Raw genomic sequence first — 19,545 nt, forward strand, 5'->3', positions numbered from 1 at the left:
AACCGATGCGCGATTTCCACATGCCCGGCCGCTCGGCCGTCTTTGCCGCGAACGGCCTATGTGCCACCTCGCACCCGATCGCCGCGGCCGAGGCCGTCCGCCTCCTGCAGGCGGGGGGCAACGCCATGGACGCGGCCATCGCGGGCGCGGTCCTTCTCGGGGTCTGCGAGCCGCAGATGACGGGCATCGGCGGCGACTGCTTCGCGCTGGTCTCGCGCCCGGGCGAGGACGTGGTCGCGGTGAACGGATCGGGCCGCGCGCCCCGCGGCGCGGACGCCGCCGCCCTGCGTGCCGCCGGCCACGACACCGTGCCGCTGCACGAGGGCGCCGCGGTGACCGTGCCGGGCGCCATCGACGCCTTCTGCGCCATGTCCGAACGCTGGGGCAAGCTCGGCCTCGCCGACAGCCTCGCCCCCGCGATCCGCTATTTCGACGAGGGCGTGCCGGTCGCACCGCGCGTCGCCGCCGACTGGGCGCGCCTGACCGGCACGCTGTCCGACACCGGGCGCCGCCACTACCTGCGCGACGGCGCGGCGCCGCGCGCCGGCGACGTCTTCCGCCTGCCGGGCCAGGCCGAGCTCCTGCGGGCCATCGCCCGCGACGGCCGCGCCGCCTTCTACAGGGGCGCGGCGATGGAGGACATGCTCGCCACGCTCGCCGCCGCGGGCGGCACCCACACGGCCGAGGATTTCGCCGACGCGCGCACCGACACCGGCGCCCCGATCGAGGGCGCCTATGGCGGCCATCGCCTGCTCGAGCATCCGCCCAACGGCCAGGGCGCCACCGCCATCCTGATCCTGAACATCCTCGCGCAGTTCGACCTCTCGGCGCTCGATCCCTTCGGCGCCGCGCGCGCGCATCTCGAGGCCGAGGCGACCAAGGCCGCCTATGCCCTGCGCAACCGAATCGTCGCCGACCCCGCCCACGTGACGGAGCTCGACGAGATGCTGTCGCCCGACACTGCCCGCCGCATCGCCGAGGGCATCGACCGAAAGCGCGCGGCCCCCGGCGGCGCGGCACCCCGAGAGGCGGTGCACCGCGACACCGTCTACATCACCGTGGTCGACCGCGACCGCATGGCGGTGTCGCTCATCTACTCGATCTTCCACGGCTTCGGCTCGGGCCTCGCCACCGACCGCTACGGCATCCTCCTGCACAACCGCGGCGCGGGCTTCTGCCTCGAGGCGGGGCATCCGAACGAGATCGGCCCGGGCAAGCGGCCCATGCACACGATCATCCCGGCGATGCTCGCCGACGCGGACGGGGTGACCATGCCCTTCGGCGTCATGGGCGGGCAGTATCAGGCGGCGGGGCATGCGCGGGTGCTGACCAACATGGCGGATTACGGGCTCGATCCGCAATCGGCGCTCGACGCGCCGCGCAGTTTCCCCGAGGCGGGCGTCCTCAAGGTCGAACGCGGCTATGCCCCCGAGGTGCGCGCGGCGCTGGCCGAGATGGGCCACGAGGTCGTCGTGCCGGACGAGCCCATCGGCGGCGCGCAGGCGATCCGCATCCATCCCTCGGGCGTGCTCGAGGGCGCGTCGGATCCCCGCAAGGACGGCTGCGCGCTGGGATACTGACCGGACCACCGGGGGCGTCGGCACCCCCGGCCGCGCTCAGTAGCTGTAATCGGCGTAGATGCGGGACAGGTCGCCCTTCCAGTCGCCGCGGTAGCGCGCGAGCAGTTCGTCCGCCGGCACCTCGCCGGTCTCGACGCTTTCCTTCAGCGCGTTCAGGAAATGCGTCTCGTCGGGCAGAAGACCCCCGGCCCCCGGACGCGCCCGCGTCCTGAGCCCCGCCTCGGACAGCGCCACGGCCTCGCGGGCGATCTCGCGCATCGAGATGCCGTTCACGCGCGCCTGCAGCGCGTCGACGGAGGCCGCCACCCGCAGCGCCTCGCGCGTCTCGGCGTCCCAGTCCTTGACGAGGTCCCACGCCGCGTCGAGCGGGCCGTCCTCGTACATGATGCCGACCCAGAAGGCCGGCAGCGCACAGAGGCGCCGCCACGGGCCGCCGTCGGCGCCGCGCATCTCGATGAACTTCTTGACCCGCGCCTCGGGGAAGATCGTCGTCAGGTGGTCGGCCCAGTCCGACAGCGTCGGCACCTCTCCCGGCAGCGCCGGCAGCCGGCCCTTGAGGAAATCGCGGAACGACTGGCCCAGAGCGTCGATGTACCGCCCGTCGCGGTAGACGAAGTACATCGGCACGTCGAGCGCGTACTGCACCCACGCCTCGAAGCCGAAGCCCTCGTCGAAGACGAAGGGCAGCATGCCCGTGCGCGCGTCGTCCAGGTGCCGCCAGACCCGCGCACGCCACGACTTGTGCCCGTTCTCTCGGCCTTCGAAGAACGGCGAGTTGGCGAAGAGCGCGGTCGCGACCGGCTGCAGGGCCAGCGCCACGCGCATCTTCTTGACCATGTCCGCCTCGGAGGCGAAATCGAGGTTGACCTGGACCGTGCAGGTCCGCCGCATCATCTCCTGGCCGGAGGTTCCGACCTTCTGCATGTAGCCGTCCATGAGCCGGTACCGGCCCTTGGGCATCATCGGCATCTCGTCATGCATCCATTCGGGCGCGGCGCCGAGGCCGATATATCCCGCGCCCACACGGTCGGCCACGTCGCGCACCTGCGCGAGATGCTCGTTCACCTCGTCGCAGGTCTGGTGGATGGTCTCGAGCGGCGCGCCGGACAGTTCGAGCTGCCCGCCGGGCTCCAGCGACACGTTCGCGCCGTCCTTCTGCAGGCCGATCAGCTCGCCCGCCTCCTCGACCGGCGCCCAGCCGTGGCGGTCGCGCAGGCCCTCGAGGACCGCGCGCACCGAGGTCTCGCCCTGGTAGGGCAGCGGCGCGTGGGTCGCCTTCACGTAGCCGAACTTCTCGTGCTCGGTACCGATGCGCCAGTCGGCCTTGGGCTTGCAGCCCGCCGCGAGGTACGCGGCCAGCTGGCTCTCGTGCTCGATCGGCCCGCCGCCGGATTGTGGAATGGACATGGGCCGACGGCTCCGTGATCTCTGGGTGTTCGCTGTGCCGCTGTCAGGGATGGTCCGTCGCGCGCGGGGTGTCAATGCAGCCCGATGGCGGTGCGGCGCAGGTCGGGGCGCTGCCAGATCACCTGCACGTGACGCCCCGGCGCCTCGATCGCGCGCAACATCCGCTCGGTCCTGAGGCCCGGCAGCGCCGCGAAGGCGTCGAAGAGCGCATCGGCGCCCTCGGCATCGACCGGCACGCGCAGCGGCTGTGCGCCGGTGCGCGACAGCACCCAGTGGAGCGGCCGCCCCGTGGGATCGACGGCGAGGCTCTCGAGTTCCGACAGGTCGACGACTCCACCGTCGAGGGGGCCGAAATAGGCGATCCGCCCCTCGGACACCTGAACGATTCCCTGCCCTCCGCCCCCGGTGCGGAACCGTGCCCGCTGCACGCCCGCGACGGCCAGCGCGCCGCCGCCGAGGATCAGCCCGATGCCGACGACGCCGAGAAGCCCGCCGGCCCCCAGCACGAACCACGCGCCGAGCGCCGCGGCGCCCGCCCCCGCGAGCGCCTCGCGCCAGCGCCTGATCGCCTGACGCGCGCCGGGCCGCAGAAAGCTCACCGCCAGTCCCCGAACCGCATCTGCCAGAGCGTCAGCGCCGCGACCGCCGCCGTGTCCGCCCGCAGGATGCGCGGACCGAGCGCAGCCACGTGGGCCTGCGGCAGGCGGTCGAGCCGGCCGCGCTCCGCTTCGGAAAACCCGCCCTCGGGGCCGATCAGCACCGCCCACGGTCCCGCGCCCGTCGCCTGGTCGAGCGTGCCCGCCCCGCCCGCGCGAGCCTCGTCGCAGAACATGAGCCGGCGCTCTTCCGGCCAGTCGGCCAGCAGCGCGGACAGCTTCGCCGGCGCCGCGACCTCGGGCACGAAGACCGCGCCGCACTGCTCGGCCGCCTCCTTGGCGTGGGCCTGCAGGCGATCCTGCCGCACCCGTTCGGAATTTGTGAAATCCGTCATCACCGGCACGATGCGCCGTGCGCCCATCTCGACCGCCTTCTCGACGATGAAGTCGGTGCGCGCCTTCTTGACCGGGGCGAACAGCAGCCAGACATCGGGCGGCATCACCTGCGGCGCAACCTGGTCCTCGGGCTCGAGCAGGCCGCCACGCTTGCCCGCCTCGGCCACCCGCGCGCGCCACGCGCCGTCGCGGCCGTTGAACAGGATCAGCTCCGCCCCCTCGGCCATCCGCATGACCCCGAAGAGGTAATGCGCCTCCTCCCGCGAGAGGGGAACCGGTTGTCCCGCGGCAAGCGGGTGATCTACAAACAGCCTGACCCTGGACATGGAGCGGACCTTATGCGCGACGACGTGCAGACGCCAGAGGGCGGCATCGCCGACGCCTATCGCGGAAACTGGGTGGACCGCCACGCGCCCGCAAGCCTAAAACCCTATTTCCGGCTCTCGCGCCTCGACCGGCCCATCGGCACGTGGCTGCTGCTCCTGCCGTGCTGGTGGGGGCTCTTCCTCGCCATCGCGCATGATGGCGCGCCGCGGCTCTTCGACCTGTGGATCTTCGCGGGCTGCGGCATCGGCGCGATCCTCATGCGCGGCGCCGGCTGCACCTGGAACGACATCACCGACCGCGGCATCGACGGCTCGGTGGCACGCACCGCAGCGCGGCCGATCCCCTCGGGCGCGGTCAGCGCGCGCGCGGCCTTCGCCTGGGCCTGCGCGCAGTCGCTGGCCGCCTTCCTGATCCTCGTCACCTTCAACGCGGCGGCGATCGCGCTCGGCATCCTCGCGCTTCTGCCGGTGGCGGTCTATCCCTTCGCCAAGCGGTTCACCTGGTGGCCCCAGATCTTCCTCGGGCTCGCGTTCAACTGGGGCGCGCTGCTCGCCTGGACCGCGCATACCGGGCGGCTCGAATGGCCGGCGGTCCTGCTCTACCTCGCCGGCATCTCGTGGACGCTCTTCTACGACACGATCTATGCCCACCAGGACGCCGAGGACGATGCGCTGATCGGGGTCAAGTCGACCGCGCGGCTCTTTGGCGAGGCGACGCCGCGCTGGCTTGCGGGGTTCCTCGTGGCCACCGTCGCGCTCATGGGTCTCGCGATCGTGACCGCCGCCCCCTCGGGCGAGATCGGCACGCTCGTCCTCGCCATCGCGGGCCCGTGGGCGATGGGCTGGCACATGCACTGGCAGCTGCGGCGGCTGGACATGGTCGATCATCCGGGGCTCCTGCGGCTCTTCCGGTCGAACCGCGACGCGGGCCTTCTGCCCGTGCTGTTTTTCGCCGCCGCCTGCCTTGCCTGATTGCGGCAGGCGGGCCCACGCCCTATCACGGGCCATTCCGTAAACGACCGATCCGGACCCATGCGCCTCTCCGTCATCGCCATCCTTTCTGGAACCTTCACCGCCGCCGCCGCCATGTCGGTCGTCGCCGCCGTCTTCTCGGTCGGGGCGATCGAGGACGGCTCGATCGACGCCGTCACCGAACGGCTGCGCGCGGAGGGCATCGACTGGGCGCAGGTGGATGCGAACGGGCTCCAGGTCTTCGTGCACGGCACCGCGCCCGACGAGGCGGAACGCCTGCGCGCGGCCTCCGTCGCGCGCCAGGTGGTCGACGCGGCCCGCATCATCGACGAGACGCTCGTGGCCGAGGCCGCGGACATCCAGCCGCCGCATTTCTCGATCGAGATCCTGCGCAACGACGACACCGTGCAGCTGATCGGGCTCGTGCCCGCCGATTTCGACCGCGCCCGCCTTGTCGGGACCGTGACCGGGATCGTCGGCGAGGACGGCGAGGTGGCGGACCTGCTCGAGACCGCCGATTTCCCGGTGCCCGAGGGCTGGAACGACGCGATCCGCCTTGCCGTGCGCGCGCTCGAGGACCTGCCGCGCTCCAAGGTGTCGGTCGACGCGGACAGCGTCGCGGTCAAGGCCATGGCTGACAGCGTCGAGGACCGCCGCCGCGTGAGCAACGCGCTCGAACGCGCCTCGCCCGGCTCGCTCGCCGTGTCGCTCGACATCTCGGCGCCCCGGCCGGTCATCTCGCCCTTCGCGCTGCGCTTCGTGAAGGACGGCGAGGGCGCGCGCTTCGACGCCTGCTCGGCCGACAGCGAGGAGAGCCGGCAGCGAATCATCGAGGCCGCGCGCGCTGCCGGCACCACCGGCACGCCGGGCTGCGTGCTGGGACTCGGTACCCCGTCGCGCGACTGGGGCGCGGCCGCGGCCGGCGCCATCGGCGCGGTGGCGGCTCTCGACGGCGGGTCGGTCACCTTCTCGAACGCCGACGTGTCCCTGATCGCGCCGCAGGGCACCCCGCCCGACCGTTTCGACGACGTGGTGGGCCGGCTCGAGGCGGCGCTGCCCGATCCCTTCGTGCTCGACGCCGTGCTGCCCGAGCCGCCCGATCCCGCCGCAGACCGCGGCCCGGTCGAGTTCACCGCGACGCTCAGCCCCGAGGGGCAGGTGCAGCTCCGCGGCCGCCTGGCCTCCGAGGTCGCGCGCACCACGGTCGACAGCTATGCCCGCGCGCGCTTCGGTTCGGACGCGGTCACCATCGGCACCCGCATCGACGACGCCCTGCCCGACGCCTGGTCGGCGCGGGTCCTCGCCGGGCTCGAGGCGCTGTCGATGCTCGCCAACGGCTCGCTCAGGGTCACCACCGAAGGCATCGCGGTCCGCGGCGATACCGGCAATTCCGAGGCGAGCACCGAGATCGCCGCGCTCCTGACCGAGAAGCTCGGCGAGAGCGAGTACGACATCGAGGTCACCTACCTCGAGAAGCTCGACCCCTCGCTCGGCATCCCGACGCCGCCCGAATGCGTCGCGCAGATCCGCGAGATCGTGGGCAACCGCAAGATCACCTTCGAACCGGGATCGGCCACGCTCGATTCCTCGGCCAAGGACATCCTCGACGAGATCGGCGAGCTGCTGAAGCTCTGCGGCGACATCCCCCTCGAGATCCAGGGCCACACCGACAGCCAGGGCCGCGAGGTGATGAACCAGCAGCTGAGCCAGGAACGCGCCGAGGCGGTCCTGAACGAGCTGCGCCGCCGCCGCGTGCTCACCGCGGCGTACCGCGCCACCGGCTATGGCGAGGAACGCCCGATCGCGGACAACGACACCGAGGTCGGCCGCGAGGCAAACCGCCGGATCGAGTTCACCCTGATCGCCGAGGACCCCCAATCGGACGAGCCGCTGGCCTCGGAAGACGTTGAATATCCCGAGCCGACAGGCGATGAAGCGTTCGAGGACGCGATCGCGCCCGAGGATGCCGACGACGCCGCCGAGGACGAGGGGACCGGGGAATGAACAGGATCGAGTTCATCGTGGCCACCGCGATCATCCTGTTCGTCGCGTTCTGCCTCGGCTGGTTCGCCCACTGGATGCTGCACCGCTTCACCCGCGTGAGCCAGGCCGACGTGAACGAGCTCGAACGCATGAGCCAGGAGCTGCACGAGGCCGAGGAGACGCGCGACCAGGCGATCACCTACCTGCAGCAGCGCGAGGCGGAACTGACCAACCAGCTCGCCCAGACCGAGGCAGAGCTTTCGGCCGCGATGGAGGGCCTGCGCGAGGCCCGCCAGGAAGCCGAGGAAATGCGCGCCTACGCGGAGCGGATGAGCTCGACCTGACCGCCACCGCAGGTCCCGCCCGGCGGGCCTTGATGCGAAAAGACCCCGGCACCGCGCGGTGCCGGGGTCTTTCGTTTCCGGGCGCCGGCCGCGCGCGCGGCCGGGGTCTCAGCTCTCGCGGAACGCCTTGGCGAAGTAGTCGGTGAACGGCTTCACCAGGTAGGCCAGCGGCGTGCGGTCGGCGGTGCGGATGAAGGCCTCGACCGGCATGCCGGGGATCAGCGTCGAACTCTCGGGCAGACGGTTGATCTGCCCCTCCGACAGCACGATCTCGGCGCGGTAATAGCTCGCCTCGTTGCGGTCGTCCTGGAAGGCGTCCGCCGAGACCAGCGTCACCTCGCCGAACAGCTCCGGCGTCTGCCGCTGGTCGAGCGCCGGGAAGCGCAGCGTCACCTCCTGCCCGACGAACAGCTGGTCGATGTGGATCGGCAGCACCTGCGCGGCGATCACCAGCGGCCGGTCCTGCGGGACGATGAACATGACCGGGTCCGCGGCCTTGATGACCGACCGCGGCGTGTAGACCTGCAGCCCGTAGACCACGCCCGAGACCGGCGCCGTCAGGTCGAGCCGCGACAGCCGCTCGCGCAGGGCGCGGCGCTGCTCTGCCAGCTCGCGCTCGCGGAACCGCAGGTCGCGCAGTTCGGTGATCGCCTCCTCGCGCCGCTGGGTCCGCAGCGACAGGATCTCGATGTCGAGCTCGGTGATGCGGCCGTCCGACTGCGCGCGCGACGCCGTAAGCTCGCCCACCCGGCCGGCGAGGTTCGCCTGCTCGCGCTGCAGCGCCAGGACCCGGCTCGCCTGGGCGAGCCCGCGGTCGAGCAGCGATTGCTGGTCGCCGAGCTCGCTCTCGATGAGCTCGAGCTGCCGCGACAGCGCCTCCTGCTGGGCGTCGATGCCGTCGATCTGGTCGGCAATCTGCTCGGACCGCTTGGTCAGCTGCTCGACCTCGCGGGTGATCGTCTCGTTCCGCGCGAAGAACAGGTTCTCCTGCCCCTCGACCACCTCCTCGACCTCGGCGTCGGTCGCCGCGCGCTCGAGCAGTTCGTCGGGGAAGGTCACCGTGTCGATCTCGTCCCGTTCGGCCTCGAGCCGCGCCCGGCGCGCCATGAGTTCGAAATACTGGCCCTCGACGATGGTCAGCTCCGATTGCAGGATCGTCGGGTCGAGGCGGATCAGGACGTCGCCCTCCTCCACCACGTCGCCCTCGTCGACGAGGATCTCGGACACGACGCCGCCGTCGGGGTGCTGGACCACCTGCCGGTTCTGGTCGACCTCGATCTGCCCGGACGCGATGATGGCGCCCGAGATGTTGGTGGTCGCCGCCCAGCCGCCGAAGCCGCCGACGAGCACCAGCAGCGCCGTCAGGCCGACCAGCATCGGCCCGCGCAGCGGAAAGCTCTCTTTGGTGGGATCGCTCATCTCATACCTCCGGGCGCAACGGATTTCGCGATTTCCTCATGGTTGCGCACCATGGATTTCAGGACCTCGTCCTTGGGGCCGAAGGCGGCGCGGCTGCCGCCCTCGAGCATCAGCAGCATGTCGCATTCCTGGATCGCGGCGGGCCGGTGCGCCATGATGAGCACCGACTTGCCCTCTTCCTTCATGCGGCGGATGGCGGCGTTCACCGCCTGGCTGCCCTCGTTGTCGAGGTTCGAGTTGGGCTCGTCGAGCACCAGGATCACCGGGTTGCCGTACATGGCGCGGGCCAGGCCGATGCGCTGCATCTGGCCGCCCGAGAGCCGTCCGCCGGTCGAGCTGACGCGGGTGTTGTAGCCGTCCGGCAGCTTCAGGATCATCTCGTGGGCGTCGGCCTTCTTGGCCGCCTCGACGATCGCGGCGTCGTCGGGCGACCGGCTGAGCCGCGCGATGTTCTCGGCGATGGTGCCCTCGAACAGCGTCACCCGCTGCGGCAGGTAGCCGATGTGCTGGCCCAGCACGTCCGAGCCGTATTGCTCGAGGGAGGCGCCGTCGAGCCGCACCTTGCCGCCCGCCGGCCGCCACACGCCGGTCAGCGCGCGGGCGAGCGTGGACTTGCCCGCGCCCGAGGGACCGATCACGCCCACCGCCTGGCCCGGCATCACGGTGAAGCTGACGATGCGCAGCGCCGCCTGCGTCTCGCCCGGGGGCACGACGGTCAGCTGCTGCACCTCGAGCTTGGCGCGGGGCTTCGGCAGGGCGGTGCGCTGCATCTCGGGCGGCACCTCGGACAGGAGCTGCGCGAGGTTCTTCCAGCCCTTGCGCGCGCGCTCGACCATGGGCCACTGGCCGATGGCAAGCTCGATGGGCGCCAGCGCCCGGCCCATCAGGATCGAGCCCGCGATCATCGCGCCCGGAGTGATCTCGCCCTGCAGCACCAGGTAGGCGCCGAGCCCCAGCATCGCCGATTGCAGCAGGAGCCGCAGCGTCTTGGTCAGCGTGGTGAACGAGCCGAGCAGGTCGGAGGACCCGATCTGGCCGGCGAGCGCGGCGCGCCGCGCCTCGGCCCAGCGCAGGAAGGCGTCGCGGCGCATGCCCATGGCCTGCACCATCTCGGATTCCGCGCGGATCTGGTCCGAAACCCGTTCGGCCTGCATGGTCTGCATGTTCGACTTCAACGTCGGGTTGCGCGTGACCATGGTGTTGACCAGCGTGATCAGGATCAGCAGCGCGCCGCCCGCGATGGCGAGGTAGCCGAGCCAGGGGTGGAACAGCGCGATGCCCACCAGGAAGAACGGCGTCCAGGGAATGTCGAAGAAGGCCATCAGGACCGGCGAGGACATGAGCCGCTGCACCGATTCGAGGTCCCGCAGGCCGGTCGCGGCCAGTTCGTCCGGCTGTACCGCCGAGCGGCGCACCACCGCGTCGAACACCCGCATGTCGAGCTTCGACTGGAACCGCGCGGCGACCCGGCCCATCACCCGGCCGCGCACGTAGTCGAGAAGCCCCATCATCCCGTAGAGGAACACGACGAGGACCGACAGCGCGATCAGCGTCTCGATCGACCGCGAGCCGAGCACGCGGTCGTAGACCTGCAGCATGTAGATGGGGCCGGTGAGCATCAGCAGGTTCACGAAGAAGCTGAAGATGCCCACGAACCAGTAGTAGCCCCGGCTCTCGCGGCGCACGGCACGCAGTTCGCTGAGGCCGCTTTCGGCGTCCGGTCTTTTCATGGCGTGTTCGTCCGTCCCTTCGCGGAACCGGGCGCAGCAGTGCGTCCGGCCGCGACTTCAATAATGCACGACGCCCTTCGGCGACAAATGGATTTGGTCACATGTCGCAAGCGTGACCGTATTCCGCCGACATTGCAATTTCCTTTCGGGGGCGCCGGGCGTGCACGCAAGGATGCCGCGGCGGACGGCCGGTCAGCGCAAGTCCGGAACCGCCCCCCCCGCGGGGGCGGTTCGCGTCAGGCGCGAACCGGGCCGGTCAGTTGCCGAAGATGTCGCGCAGCACCCGCCCGACGAAATCGCCCACCGGGTCGTTCGTCTGGGGCTGCGGCTGGCGCTGCGGCTGCGGCTGGCGCTGGACCTGCGGCACCGGCTGCGGCTCGGGGCGCTCGGGCTCGGACATGGGCAGCGGGCGCACCTCGAGACCCTCGTGCACGCGGGTCATCACCTCGCGCCAGATCTCGGCCGGAAGCCCCCCGCCCGTCACGCCGGTCAGCGGCGTGTTGTCGTCGTAGCCCATCCAGACCCCCGCCACGTAATCGGCGGTGAAGCCCACGAACCACGCGTCGCGCTGCTCGTTCGAGGTGCCGGTCTTGCCCGCGGCGGGGCGGCCGTCGAGCCGCGCGCGCGTGCCCGTGCCCTCGCTCACGACCTTCTCCAGCATGAAGACCAGCTCGCGCGCGGCCTCCTCGCGAATCACCCGCTCGCCCATGCCGCCGCGGCGGCCGACCAGCGGCTCGGGATCGCCCTTGATGCGAAGCTCCTCGATCCCGTAGGGGCGCACCGAAGAGCCGCCGTTCAGCACGCCCGCATAGGCGCCCGTCATCTCGAGCAGCGTCGCCTCGGACACGCCCAGCGCCACCGAGGGCGACTGCACGATGGTCGAATCGATGCCGAAATCGGTGGCGACGCGCGCCACGAGGTCGCGGCCCGCCTCTTCGGACACCTTGACCGCGGGGATGTTCAGCGACCGCTTCAGCGCCTCGACCAGCGTCACCGGGCCGGCGTAGTTGCGGCTGTAGTTCTGCGGGCACCACTGGCCCGAGCCGGGAATGGTCATGCAGAACGGCTCGTCCACCACCACGTCGTAGGGCGACCGGCCGAGCTCCAGCGCGGTGGCGTAGACGAAGGTCTTGAACGCCGACCCGGTCTGCCGCCGCGCCTGCGTGGCCCGGTTGAACACGCCCGACACCCCGGTCTTGCGGCCGCCCACCATGCCGCGCACCGCGCCGTCCGCCGACATCACGACGACCGCCACCTGCGCCTCGGACCCCTCGCGCACCTTCTCCTCGAAGACCGCCTTGAGCCCTTCCTCGGCCGCGCGCTGGATCGCCGGGTCGAGCGTGGTGCGGATGTCCACGTCCTGCCGGCTGTCGACGCTGACGAAGGGCGGCAGCGTGTCCATGATCCAGTCGGCGAAGTAGCCGCCGCGCCGCGCCTCGGCCTCCTCGGACAGGGTCGCGGGATCGGCCCGGGCCGCCTGCGCCTCCGCCGCGGTCAGGTAGCCCTGCTCGGCCATGAGCCCCAGCACCACCGAGGCACGGGCCTGGCTGCGCTCGAGGTCGTTGGTCGGCGCGAGGGTGGTCGGCGCGGTGAGAAGGCCCGCGATGATCGCCGCCTCCGAGGGCTCGAGCGCCGAGGCGGGCTTCGAGAAGTAGCGTTGCGACGCGGCTTCCGCCCCGTAGGCGCCGCCGCCCATGTAGGCGCGGTTGAGGTAGATCGAGAGGATCTCGTCCTTCGAGTACTTCGCTTCCATCGCCATGGCGTAGATCGCCTCGCGCGCCTTGCGCACCAGCGAGGTCTCGCGGCAATCGGCGATGTAGGCGGCCTCGCTCTCCCAGTCGTTCGCGTCGTACTCGGTGCCGAGGCAGAGCAGCTTCGCGGTCTGCTGGGTGATGGTCGAGCCGCCGTGGCCCTGCAGCGGGCCGCGGCCCTCGCGCAGGTTGATGCGGATGGCGCTCGCCACGCCGCGCGGGCTGATGCCCGCGTGCCAGTAGAAGCGCCGGTCCTCGGTGGCGATCACCGCGTTCTTGAGGTGCCGGCTGACGCTGTCGGCGGTCACCGCGCCGCCGAACTGGTCGCCGCGCCATGCGTAGACGCGCCCGTCGCGGTCGGCCATGGTCACCGACCCCTGCGCCCGCCCGTCGAGCAGCTCGTCGACCGCGGGCAGCGTCGTGTAGGTGTAGCCCACCATCAGGCCGAGGATCAGGAGCGCGACGATCGTCACTCGGCTGACCACCAGCCAGGCGAGCCGGCCGATCCAGGACAGAAGCGCGGTCACGAGCCCGATCGGCCCGCTCCGGCGCGGCGCGGGCTTCTTCGGCGCGCGGCGCCGGCGGAAGAGCCCGCCGAACAGCCCGCCGCCGCCCGACCCGCCGCGCGCCTTGCGCGGGGTGCCGCTGCGCCCCTGGCGTGTCCCGCCGCTGCTGCCCTGGGTCCGCGCGCTGCCGCCCTTGCCCTTTGCGTAGCGGCGGTCGGCCACAAGCCGCCCCCTGCCGCGTCCCTTCTCGCTCATGTCGTTCCTGCCCGGCCGATCGTGATTGCCGCGCAAGATAGTCGGTCGGCGCGCGGATGTGGACCGCCGCCACGCGCATTTCACCAGTTTTTAATTTGCCTGATTATTGGGCGCGTTCCGTCATTTGTGCAAAAATTGTGCAACAAGCCCGACCCGATGGTCTGATTTTCGGGCATGTCCGCTTTCCTCACGCGCCCGGCGGTTCTTTTCCTGCTCATGCAAATGCAGGGCCGGGCCTGCCACAGCGAAAGGGATCCAGGTGAAACTCATCATTGCGACGATCAAGCCGTTCAAGCTGGAGGAGGTCCGCGAGGCGCTGACCGCCATCGGCGTGCGCGGCATGATGGTGACAGAGATCAAGGGCTTCGGCTCGCAATCCGGACATACCGAGATCTACCGCGGTGCGGAGTACGCGGTGAACTTCGTCCCCAAGATCAAGCTCGAGATCGTGGTTGCCGAAACCATGGCCGACCAGGTCGTCGAGACGATCGCGAAGACCGCCCAGACCGGCAAGATCGGCGACGGCAAGATCTTCGTCCTCGGGGTGGAGCACGCGGTGCGCGTGCGGACGGGCGAAACCAACGCGGACGCGCTCTGACCGGCGGCCCGGTGCAGGTCCGCCGCTGCGACGTAAAGATTTTAGGGAAACGGAACACATGAAAACCTTGCAGAAATTGGCCCCCCTCGCGGCGCTCCTGGTGCTGCCGACGCTGGGCTTCGCGCAGGACGCGACCGAGGCCGCCGAGGCCGCGGCGCCCGGTTTCGACGAGATCGGCCCCTACATCATGACGACGCTGCTGTTCCTCGTGGGCGGCTTCCTGGTGATGTGGATGGCGGCGGGCTTCGCCATGCTCGAGGCGGGCCTCGTGCGGTCCAAGAACGTGACGATGCAGTGCGCCAAGAACATCGCGCTCTTCTCGATCGCCGGCATCATGTACTGGTTCGTGGGCTTCAACCTGATGTACCCGGGTGACGGCTGGACCGTGGCGGGCTACGTCGGCACGCTGTTCTCGCCCGCCGTGCTCGAGCCCGTGGGCCTCGGGGCAGCGGATGCCTCGCTCGACTACGCGTCGGTCGGCTCCGACTTCTTCTTCCAGCTGATGTTCTGCGCCACCACCGCCTCGATCGTGTCGGGCACGCTGGCCGAGCGCATCAAGCTCTGGCCCTTCCTGATCTTCGTCGTGGTCCTCACCGGCTTCATCTACCCGATCGAGGCGTCCTGGCAGTGGGGCGGCGGCTGGCTGTCGGAAATGGGCTTCTCCGACTTCGCGGGCTCGACGCTGGTGCACGCGGCGGGCGGCTTCGCGGCGCTCGCGGGCGCCCTCGTCCTCGGGCCGCGCATCGGCAAGTACTCCAAGGACGGCCGCGTGATGCCGATCCCGGGCTCGAACCTCGCGCTCGCCACGCTCGGCACGTTCATCCTGTGGCTCGGCTGGTTCGGCTTCAACGGCGGCTCGCAGCTGGCCGCGGGCACCGTGGGCGACATCACCGATGTCAGCCGCATCTTCGCCAACACCAACATGGCCGCGGCGGCGGGTGCGGTGACCGCGCTGATCCTGACCCAGATCATGTACAAGAAGCCCGACCTCACCATGGTGCTGAACGGCGCGCTGGCTGGCCTCGTGTCGATCACCGCGGGCCCGCTCGATCCCACGCTCTTCGGTGCGCTCTGGATCGGCGCGATCGGCGGCATCATCGTGGTCGTGACCGTTCCCATGCTCGACAAGATGAAGATCGACGACGTCGTCGGCGCCATCCCCGTCCACCTGCTGGCGGGCATCTGGGGCACCATCGCCGTGCCGTTCTACACCGAGGGCACCAGCTTCGTGACGCAGATCATCGGCGTCGTGTCGATCGGCGTGTTCGTCTTCGTCGTCTCCATCATCGTGTGGATCATCCTCAAGGCGGTCATGGGCATCCGTGTCAGCGAGGAGGACGAGATCACCGGCCTCGACATGGCCGAGATGGGGATGGAGGCCTATCCCGAGTTCTCCAAGGGCTGATTTCCTCCTTCCGATCGGTCCTTGATCCCTGCCCGGGCGTTCGCGCCCGGGCTTTTTCGTGTCCGCGCCGCGGGCGCGCGCGCCGGAACTTTCGCGTCCCCCGCCCTTTCCTCGGCCGGCGGGCGGGCCTAGCCTCCGGCGCGACACCCGCGATTCCCGAGGATTCCATGACCCACGACATCGACACCCGCCTGACCGAACTGGGCTACGTGCTGCCCGACGCGCCCGCGCCGGCCGCGAACTACGTGCCCTACGTGCTGGTGGGCGACCTGCTGCACGTCTCGGGCCAGATCAGCCAGACCCCCGACGGGTTCATCACCGGCAAGCTCGGGCAGGACCTCTCGGCCGAACAGGGCGCCGAGGCCGCACGCTCCTGCGCGCTGTCGCTCCTTTCTCAGGTCCGCGCGGCCTGCGGCGGCGACCTGAAGAAGCTCCGCCGCGTGGTCAAGCTCACGGGCTTCGTCAATTCGACCCCCGACTTCACCGACCAGCCCAAGGTGGTGAACGGCGCCTCCGACCTCATGGTCGAGATCCTGGGCGAGGCCGGGCGCCACGCGCGCTCCGCCGTGTCGGCCGGGTCGCTGCCCTTCGGCGTCGCGGTCGAGATCGAGGGGATCTTCCAGCTCGAGTCGTGACCGCCATGGTCCCGCTGCCGCGCGCCTTCCTCGACCGGCCGATCGCCCATCGCGGCCTGCACCGCGCCCGCGACGGCCGGCCCGAGAACTCGCGCGCGGCGGTCGCGGCCGCCATCGCCGGCGGCTACGGGATCGAGATCGACCTGCAGCTCTCGGCCGACGGCGTCGCCATGGTCTTCCACGACGCGGCCCTCGACCGCCTGACCGACGCCACCGGCCCGCTGGCCGCGCGCACCGCCGCGGACCTCGCGGCGATCCCGCTCCGCCACGGGTCCGAGACCATTCCGACCTTCGCCGAGATCCTCGCGTGCGTGGCCGGGCGCGTGCCGCTCCTCGTCGAGATCAAGGACCAGGACGGCGCGCTCGGGCCGGGCGTGGGCGCGCTCGAGGCCGCCGCTGCCGCCGACCTCGCGGGCTACGCGGGCCCGGTGGCCCTCATGTCGTTCAACCCGCACGCGGTCGCGGCGCTCGCCCGCGCGGCGCCCGGCCTGCCGCGCGGCCTCGTCACCTGCGCCTTTCCCGCGGCCGAATGGCCAGACGTGCCCGCCCCCGTCCGCGACCGCCTGCGCGCAATCCCCGATGCCGGGCCCACGGGGGCGAGTTTCGTCAGCCACGACGCCCGAGACCTCGACAATCCGCGCCTTGCCGAGCTGGCCGCGCAGGGCGTCGCGATCCTCTGCTGGACGATCCGCTCGGCCGAGGCCGAGGCGGCCGCGCGGCGCGTCGCGGCGAACGTGACCTTCGAGGGCTACGCCGCTTGAACCGGCCCGGCCGCGCCACAGATCATGCACGGGACAGGCGCGCCCGCCGTCCCTGAGGCCGGTCGACCGGACGGCCCCCATTGCCCACGACACACGGGATCCTGCCCATGACCTGCGAAAGCCCGGGACCTGCGATCACGCTCAGCGCGCACGAGCGGCTCGACGACATCGGTCAGGCGACATGGGATGCCTGCGCCTGCCCCGAAGCCGCGGAGGGCGGCCGTCCCCGCGACCCCTTCACCACCTACCGCTTCCTGTCGGCGCTCGAACGCTCGGGATCGGTCGGCGCCGGCAGCGGCTGGGATCCGCGCTACCTGACCGTCGAGGCGGACGGCGAGGTCATCGCCTGCGCGCCGCTCTACGTGAAGTCGCACAGCCAGGGCGAATACATCTTCGACCACGCCTTCGCGAATGCCTACGAACGCGCGGGCGGGCGCTACTATCCCAAGCTTCAGGTCGCGGTGCCCTTCACGCCGGCGACCGGCCGGCGCTTCCTCACCAGGCCCGGCCACGACGTGACCGGCGCCTCGGCCATCGTGCAGGGGCTCGCGCAGATCTGCGCCGACAACGGGCTCTCCTCGGCACACGTCACCTTCTGCACCGAGGCCGAGGCGGCGGCGGGAGAGGCGATGGGCCTCCTGCGCCGCACCACGCAGCAATTCCACTGGCACAATCGCGGCTATGCCGATTTCGACGCCTTCCTCGGCGATCTCTCGTCGCGCAAGCGCAAGACCATCCGCCGCGAGCGCCGCATCGCCCACGAATTCGGCGGCACGATCGAGATGCTGACCGGCGACGCCATCCGGCCGGACCACTGGGACGCGTTCTGGACCTTCTACCAGGACACCGGGGCGCGCAAATGGGGCATGCCCTACCTCACGCGGCGCTTCTTCGCGATCGCGCACGAGACGCTGCGCGACGACATCGCGCTCGTCATGGCGACGCGCGACGGCCGCCCGGTGGCCGGCGCGCTGAACTTCATCGGCCGCGACGCGCTCTACGGCCGCTACTGGGGCTGCGTCGAACACCACGACTGCCTGCATTTCGAGGCCTGCTACTACCAGGCCATCGACTTCGCCATCGCGCAGGGGCTCGACCGCGTCGAGGCCGGGGCGCAGGGCGAACACAAGCTCGCACGCGGGTATCTGCCGGCGCCCACCCATTCGCTGCATTACCTGCGCGACAAGGGTTTCGCCGAGGCGGTCGCGCGCTATGTCGACGCCGAGCGCCGCGCCGTGGGCGAGGACATCGAGGTGCTCACCGCCTTCGGCCCGTTCCGCAAAGCGACTATCGAGGAACAGGAATGACCGAGAAACTGAGCGACACCGCCCGCGACACCATGCTGGCCCCGCTCCTGGACAACGGCTGGTCCATGACGGACGGCCGCGACGCGATCCAGAAGACCTACAAGTTCGACGACTTCGTCTCCGCCTTCGGCTGGATGACGCGGGCCGCCATCTGGGCCGAGAAGTGGGACCACCATCCCGAATGGACGAACGTCTACAACACGGTGACGGTGACGCTGACCACCCACGACGTGGACGGCCTGTCGAGCCTCGACGCCAAGCTCGCGCGCAAGCTCGACACGCTCTGACCCCGCGCCGGGCGGACCGCGCCTCGGGGCGCCCCGCCCGGCCCGCCCGTCTCCTGCGGATTTCCTGAAACATTTCCGCCGTCCCGCTGTTCGGGCCGCGGAAACCAACTCAGGACATGAAAGGAGACGACATGCTCCGCACCGTATCCACGATCGTCCTCGCGGCGGGACTTCCCGTCGCCGCCATCGCCCAGGACACCTCGCAGGGCAACACGCAGACCGGCTCCCAGGGCACCGCCCAGACCCAGGGCGACACGCAGACCCAGGGCAATTCGCAATATGCCGGCCAGTCCGGTTCGGGCTCCGACTACCAGAGCGGCAGCCTCGGCACCGAGAACCTCGAGAACGTGATCCGCGCCTCCGAGATCCAGGGCAGCGAGGTCTACACCGTCGGCAACGACTACGACATGTCGACCTGGGAAGACACGCCCTACTACGAGGAAGTCGAGACCGAGTGGGAACAGGTCGGCACCGTGACCGACATCGCGATGACGCCGGACGGCAAGATGACCGGGCTCATCGTCGAACATGGCGGCTTTCTCGACATCGGCGACGACCACGTGCTGCTCAACCTCGACGACGCCAAGTTCGCGAGCATCGACGAGGACAACGCCTACAGCTTCGTGACGCGCTATTCGGGCGACGAGCTCGAACAGATGCAGGAGGTCGAAGAAAACTGGTGGTAACCCCGCCGGTTGACCGCGGACCGCGCGATCCCGCACGCGTGGCACGCGGTGTCGATGCCGGTGCCGGCCCGAGGTCCGGCCGGTCGCCGGCAAGGCCCGTCTGTCCCTCCGGCAGGCGGGCCACCCCGTCAGCGGACCCCCTGCCGTGACGCGAGCTGCGCCGCGAGCGCCCTGACCGCCGTCTCGAGCCGCACCGAATCGCATTCCCGGCAATCGGCGTAGTTCAGGATCTGGATCCATTCCTCGAGCCCGTCCGGCACGTTGCGCCAGTAGACCGGCCAGAGGAACCCGAACCCCGACCGCTTGTTGCGCAGCCGCGCGACCATCAGCTCCTCGAGGCACTCGCCCGAGGCCATGTAGTCGGGGCTGACCAGGCAGAGCGCCCTGTCGCTCCGCTTCAGCGCCGCGTCGACCTCGCGCTGGTAGGCGACGCCGATCTCGATGTCGCGGCGGAAATCGAAGACCCGCACCTCCGGCGCACCCGCGGCAAAGGCCGCGACGATCCGGTCCGCCGCCGCCGCATCCTTCGACGAAAAGCTCAGGAAGACGCGCGCGCCGGCCGTCACATCCGCCGACGACTGCGCCCGCGCGGGCGCCCGCC

General features: G+C 70.7%; 18 protein-coding genes. 11 read left to right on the plus strand and 7 right to left on the minus strand.

The genetic code is table 11. The features are described 5' to 3' along the window. Positions 1-5: 5 nt before the first annotated feature. A complete protein-coding gene (locus RISW2_RS15355) occupies positions 6-1,580 on the plus strand; it encodes a gamma-glutamyltransferase family protein (protein ID WP_043772893.1) in 1,575 nt (524 codons plus the stop codon). A gap of 36 nt (positions 1,581-1,616) precedes the next feature. Here the strand turns inward: RISW2_RS15355 and RISW2_RS15360 are convergent, their stop codons facing one another. The 3 genes from RISW2_RS15360 to RISW2_RS15370 all read right to left on the minus strand — a co-directional run bounded on the left by RISW2_RS15360 (position 1,617) and on the right by RISW2_RS15370 (position 4,305). After that, positions 1,617-2,987 carry a glutamate--cysteine ligase gene (locus RISW2_RS15360; RefSeq protein ID WP_043772895.1) on the minus strand — a complete coding sequence of 457 codons (1,371 nt, stop codon included), beginning with the start codon at positions 2,985-2,987 and terminating at the stop codon, positions 1,617-1,619. A 71-nt stretch (positions 2,988-3,058) separates the two neighbouring features. Next, entirely contained in the window at positions 3,059-3,586 is a 528-nt protein-coding gene (locus tag RISW2_RS15365; RefSeq protein WP_043772897.1) for a hypothetical protein, read from the minus strand. After that, positions 3,583-4,305, minus strand: a complete 723-nt coding sequence (locus tag RISW2_RS15370; protein WP_043772899.1) for a 16S rRNA (uracil(1498)-N(3))-methyltransferase — start codon at positions 4,303-4,305, stop codon at positions 3,583-3,585. Before RISW2_RS15370 ends, RISW2_RS15365 begins: the two co-directional genes overlap by 4 nt. 12 nt (positions 4,306-4,317) lie before the next feature. On the opposite strand from RISW2_RS15370, the gene ubiA reads away from it, so the two are divergent. From ubiA to RISW2_RS15385, 3 genes are read left to right on the plus strand one after another with little or no spacing between them, the layout of a single operon-like run. Beyond that, on the plus strand, positions 4,318-5,277 hold the full coding sequence (gene ubiA / locus RISW2_RS15375) for a 4-hydroxybenzoate octaprenyltransferase (RefSeq protein ID WP_043772901.1): 960 nt from the start codon (positions 4,318-4,320) through the stop codon (positions 5,275-5,277). Between the two features lie 60 nt (positions 5,278-5,337). Then, on the plus strand, positions 5,338-7,281 hold the full coding sequence (locus RISW2_RS15380) for an OmpA family protein (protein ID WP_043772903.1): 1,944 nt from the start codon (positions 5,338-5,340) through the stop codon (positions 7,279-7,281). After that, positions 7,278-7,604, plus strand: coding sequence for a hypothetical protein (locus RISW2_RS15385; RefSeq protein WP_043772905.1), 327 nt, complete (start codon positions 7,278-7,280; stop codon positions 7,602-7,604). The genes RISW2_RS15380 and RISW2_RS15385 overlap by 4 nt, the downstream gene beginning before the upstream one ends. 108 nt (positions 7,605-7,712) lie before the next feature. On the opposite strand, the gene RISW2_RS15390 is transcribed toward RISW2_RS15385, so the two are convergent. From RISW2_RS15390 to RISW2_RS15400, 3 genes are all read right to left on the minus strand, one after another. Beyond that, positions 7,713-9,023, minus strand: a complete 1,311-nt coding sequence (locus tag RISW2_RS15390) for an HlyD family type I secretion periplasmic adaptor subunit (protein WP_043772907.1) — start codon at positions 9,021-9,023, stop codon at positions 7,713-7,715. After that, complete coding sequence (locus RISW2_RS15395; RefSeq protein ID WP_043772909.1) at positions 9,020-10,753, minus strand: type I secretion system permease/ATPase; 1,734 nt, start codon at positions 10,751-10,753, stop codon at positions 9,020-9,022. Before RISW2_RS15395 ends, RISW2_RS15390 begins: the two co-directional genes overlap by 4 nt. A gap of 256 nt (positions 10,754-11,009) precedes the next feature. Further along, positions 11,010-13,265, minus strand: a complete 2,256-nt coding sequence (locus RISW2_RS15400) for a transglycosylase domain-containing protein (RefSeq protein WP_043772912.1) — start codon at positions 13,263-13,265, stop codon at positions 11,010-11,012. A 259-nt stretch (positions 13,266-13,524) separates the two neighbouring features. Between RISW2_RS15400 and RISW2_RS15405 the strand changes: the two genes are divergently transcribed. The 7 genes from RISW2_RS15405 to RISW2_RS23590 all read left to right on the plus strand — a co-directional run bounded on the left by RISW2_RS15405 (position 13,525) and on the right by RISW2_RS23590 (position 18,944). Continuing rightward, positions 13,525-13,863, plus strand: coding sequence for a P-II family nitrogen regulator (locus RISW2_RS15405; protein WP_043772914.1), 339 nt, complete (start codon positions 13,525-13,527; stop codon positions 13,861-13,863). Between the two features lie 58 nt (positions 13,864-13,921). Next, positions 13,922-15,268 carry an ammonium transporter gene (locus tag RISW2_RS15410; RefSeq protein ID WP_043772917.1) on the plus strand — a complete coding sequence of 449 codons (1,347 nt, stop codon included), beginning with the start codon at positions 13,922-13,924 and terminating at the stop codon, positions 15,266-15,268. Between the two features lie 167 nt (positions 15,269-15,435). Then, positions 15,436-15,903, plus strand: coding sequence for a RidA family protein (locus RISW2_RS15415; RefSeq protein WP_043772919.1), 468 nt, complete (start codon positions 15,436-15,438; stop codon positions 15,901-15,903). A 5-nt stretch (positions 15,904-15,908) separates the two neighbouring features. Continuing rightward, positions 15,909-16,664, plus strand: coding sequence for a glycerophosphodiester phosphodiesterase family protein (locus tag RISW2_RS15420; protein ID WP_043772921.1), 756 nt, complete (start codon positions 15,909-15,911; stop codon positions 16,662-16,664). A 107-nt stretch (positions 16,665-16,771) separates the two neighbouring features. Then, the gene (locus RISW2_RS15425; protein WP_043772923.1) at positions 16,772-17,971 is read left to right on the plus strand and encodes a GNAT family N-acetyltransferase; all 1,200 of its coding nucleotides are present in this window, start codon (positions 16,772-16,774) and stop codon (positions 17,969-17,971) included. Further along, positions 17,968-18,258, plus strand: coding sequence for a 4a-hydroxytetrahydrobiopterin dehydratase (locus RISW2_RS15430; protein WP_043772924.1), 291 nt, complete (start codon positions 17,968-17,970; stop codon positions 18,256-18,258). Before RISW2_RS15425 ends, RISW2_RS15430 begins: the two co-directional genes overlap by 4 nt. 131 nt (positions 18,259-18,389) lie before the next feature. Further along, entirely contained in the window at positions 18,390-18,944 is a 555-nt protein-coding gene (locus tag RISW2_RS23590) for a PRC-barrel domain-containing protein (RefSeq protein WP_051492076.1), read from the plus strand. A 128-nt stretch (positions 18,945-19,072) separates the two neighbouring features. Here the strand turns inward: RISW2_RS23590 and RISW2_RS15440 are convergent. Beyond that, positions 19,073-19,545: TIR domain-containing protein (locus RISW2_RS15440; protein WP_156943866.1), on the minus strand; the 473-nt coding region annotated here is incomplete at its 5' end.

The sequence above is a fragment of the Roseivivax isoporae LMG 25204 genome, from assembly GCF_000521865.1.
Classification (GTDB): Bacteria; Pseudomonadota; Alphaproteobacteria; order Rhodobacterales; family Rhodobacteraceae; genus Roseivivax; species Roseivivax isoporae.

What these genes read in the sequence shown, in the direction of transcription:
- RISW2_RS15355 (WP_043772893.1), top strand. Translation starts at nt 6, where the DNA reads ATGCGCGATTTCCACATGCCCGGCCGCTCGGCCGTCTTTGCCGCGAAC.
- RISW2_RS15360 (WP_043772895.1), bottom strand. Translation starts at nt 2,987, where the DNA reads ATGTCCATTCCACAATCCGGCGGCGGGCCGATCGAGCACGAGAGCCAG.
- RISW2_RS15370 (WP_043772899.1), bottom strand. Translation starts at nt 4,305, where the DNA reads ATGTCCAGGGTCAGGCTGTTTGTAGATCACCCGCTTGCCGCGGGACAA.
- ubiA (WP_043772901.1), top strand. Translation starts at nt 4,318, where the DNA reads ATGCGCGACGACGTGCAGACGCCAGAGGGCGGCATCGCCGACGCCTAT.
- RISW2_RS15380 (WP_043772903.1), top strand. Translation starts at nt 5,338, where the DNA reads ATGCGCCTCTCCGTCATCGCCATCCTTTCTGGAACCTTCACCGCCGCC.
- RISW2_RS15385 (WP_043772905.1), top strand. Translation starts at nt 7,278, where the DNA reads ATGAACAGGATCGAGTTCATCGTGGCCACCGCGATCATCCTGTTCGTC.
- RISW2_RS15390 (WP_043772907.1), bottom strand. Translation starts at nt 9,023, where the DNA reads ATGAGCGATCCCACCAAAGAGAGCTTTCCGCTGCGCGGGCCGATGCTG.
- RISW2_RS15395 (WP_043772909.1), bottom strand. Translation starts at nt 10,753, where the DNA reads ATGAAAAGACCGGACGCCGAAAGCGGCCTCAGCGAACTGCGTGCCGTG.
- RISW2_RS15400 (WP_043772912.1), bottom strand. Translation starts at nt 13,265, where the DNA reads ATGAGCGAGAAGGGACGCGGCAGGGGGCGGCTTGTGGCCGACCGCCGC.
- RISW2_RS15410 (WP_043772917.1), top strand. Translation starts at nt 13,922, where the DNA reads ATGAAAACCTTGCAGAAATTGGCCCCCCTCGCGGCGCTCCTGGTGCTG.
- RISW2_RS15415 (WP_043772919.1), top strand. Translation starts at nt 15,436, where the DNA reads ATGACCCACGACATCGACACCCGCCTGACCGAACTGGGCTACGTGCTG.
- RISW2_RS15420 (WP_043772921.1), top strand. Translation starts at nt 15,909, where the DNA reads ATGGTCCCGCTGCCGCGCGCCTTCCTCGACCGGCCGATCGCCCATCGC.
- RISW2_RS15425 (WP_043772923.1), top strand. Translation starts at nt 16,772, where the DNA reads ATGACCTGCGAAAGCCCGGGACCTGCGATCACGCTCAGCGCGCACGAG.
- RISW2_RS15430 (WP_043772924.1), top strand. Translation starts at nt 17,968, where the DNA reads ATGACCGAGAAACTGAGCGACACCGCCCGCGACACCATGCTGGCCCCG.
- RISW2_RS23590 (WP_051492076.1), top strand. Translation starts at nt 18,390, where the DNA reads ATGCTCCGCACCGTATCCACGATCGTCCTCGCGGCGGGACTTCCCGTC.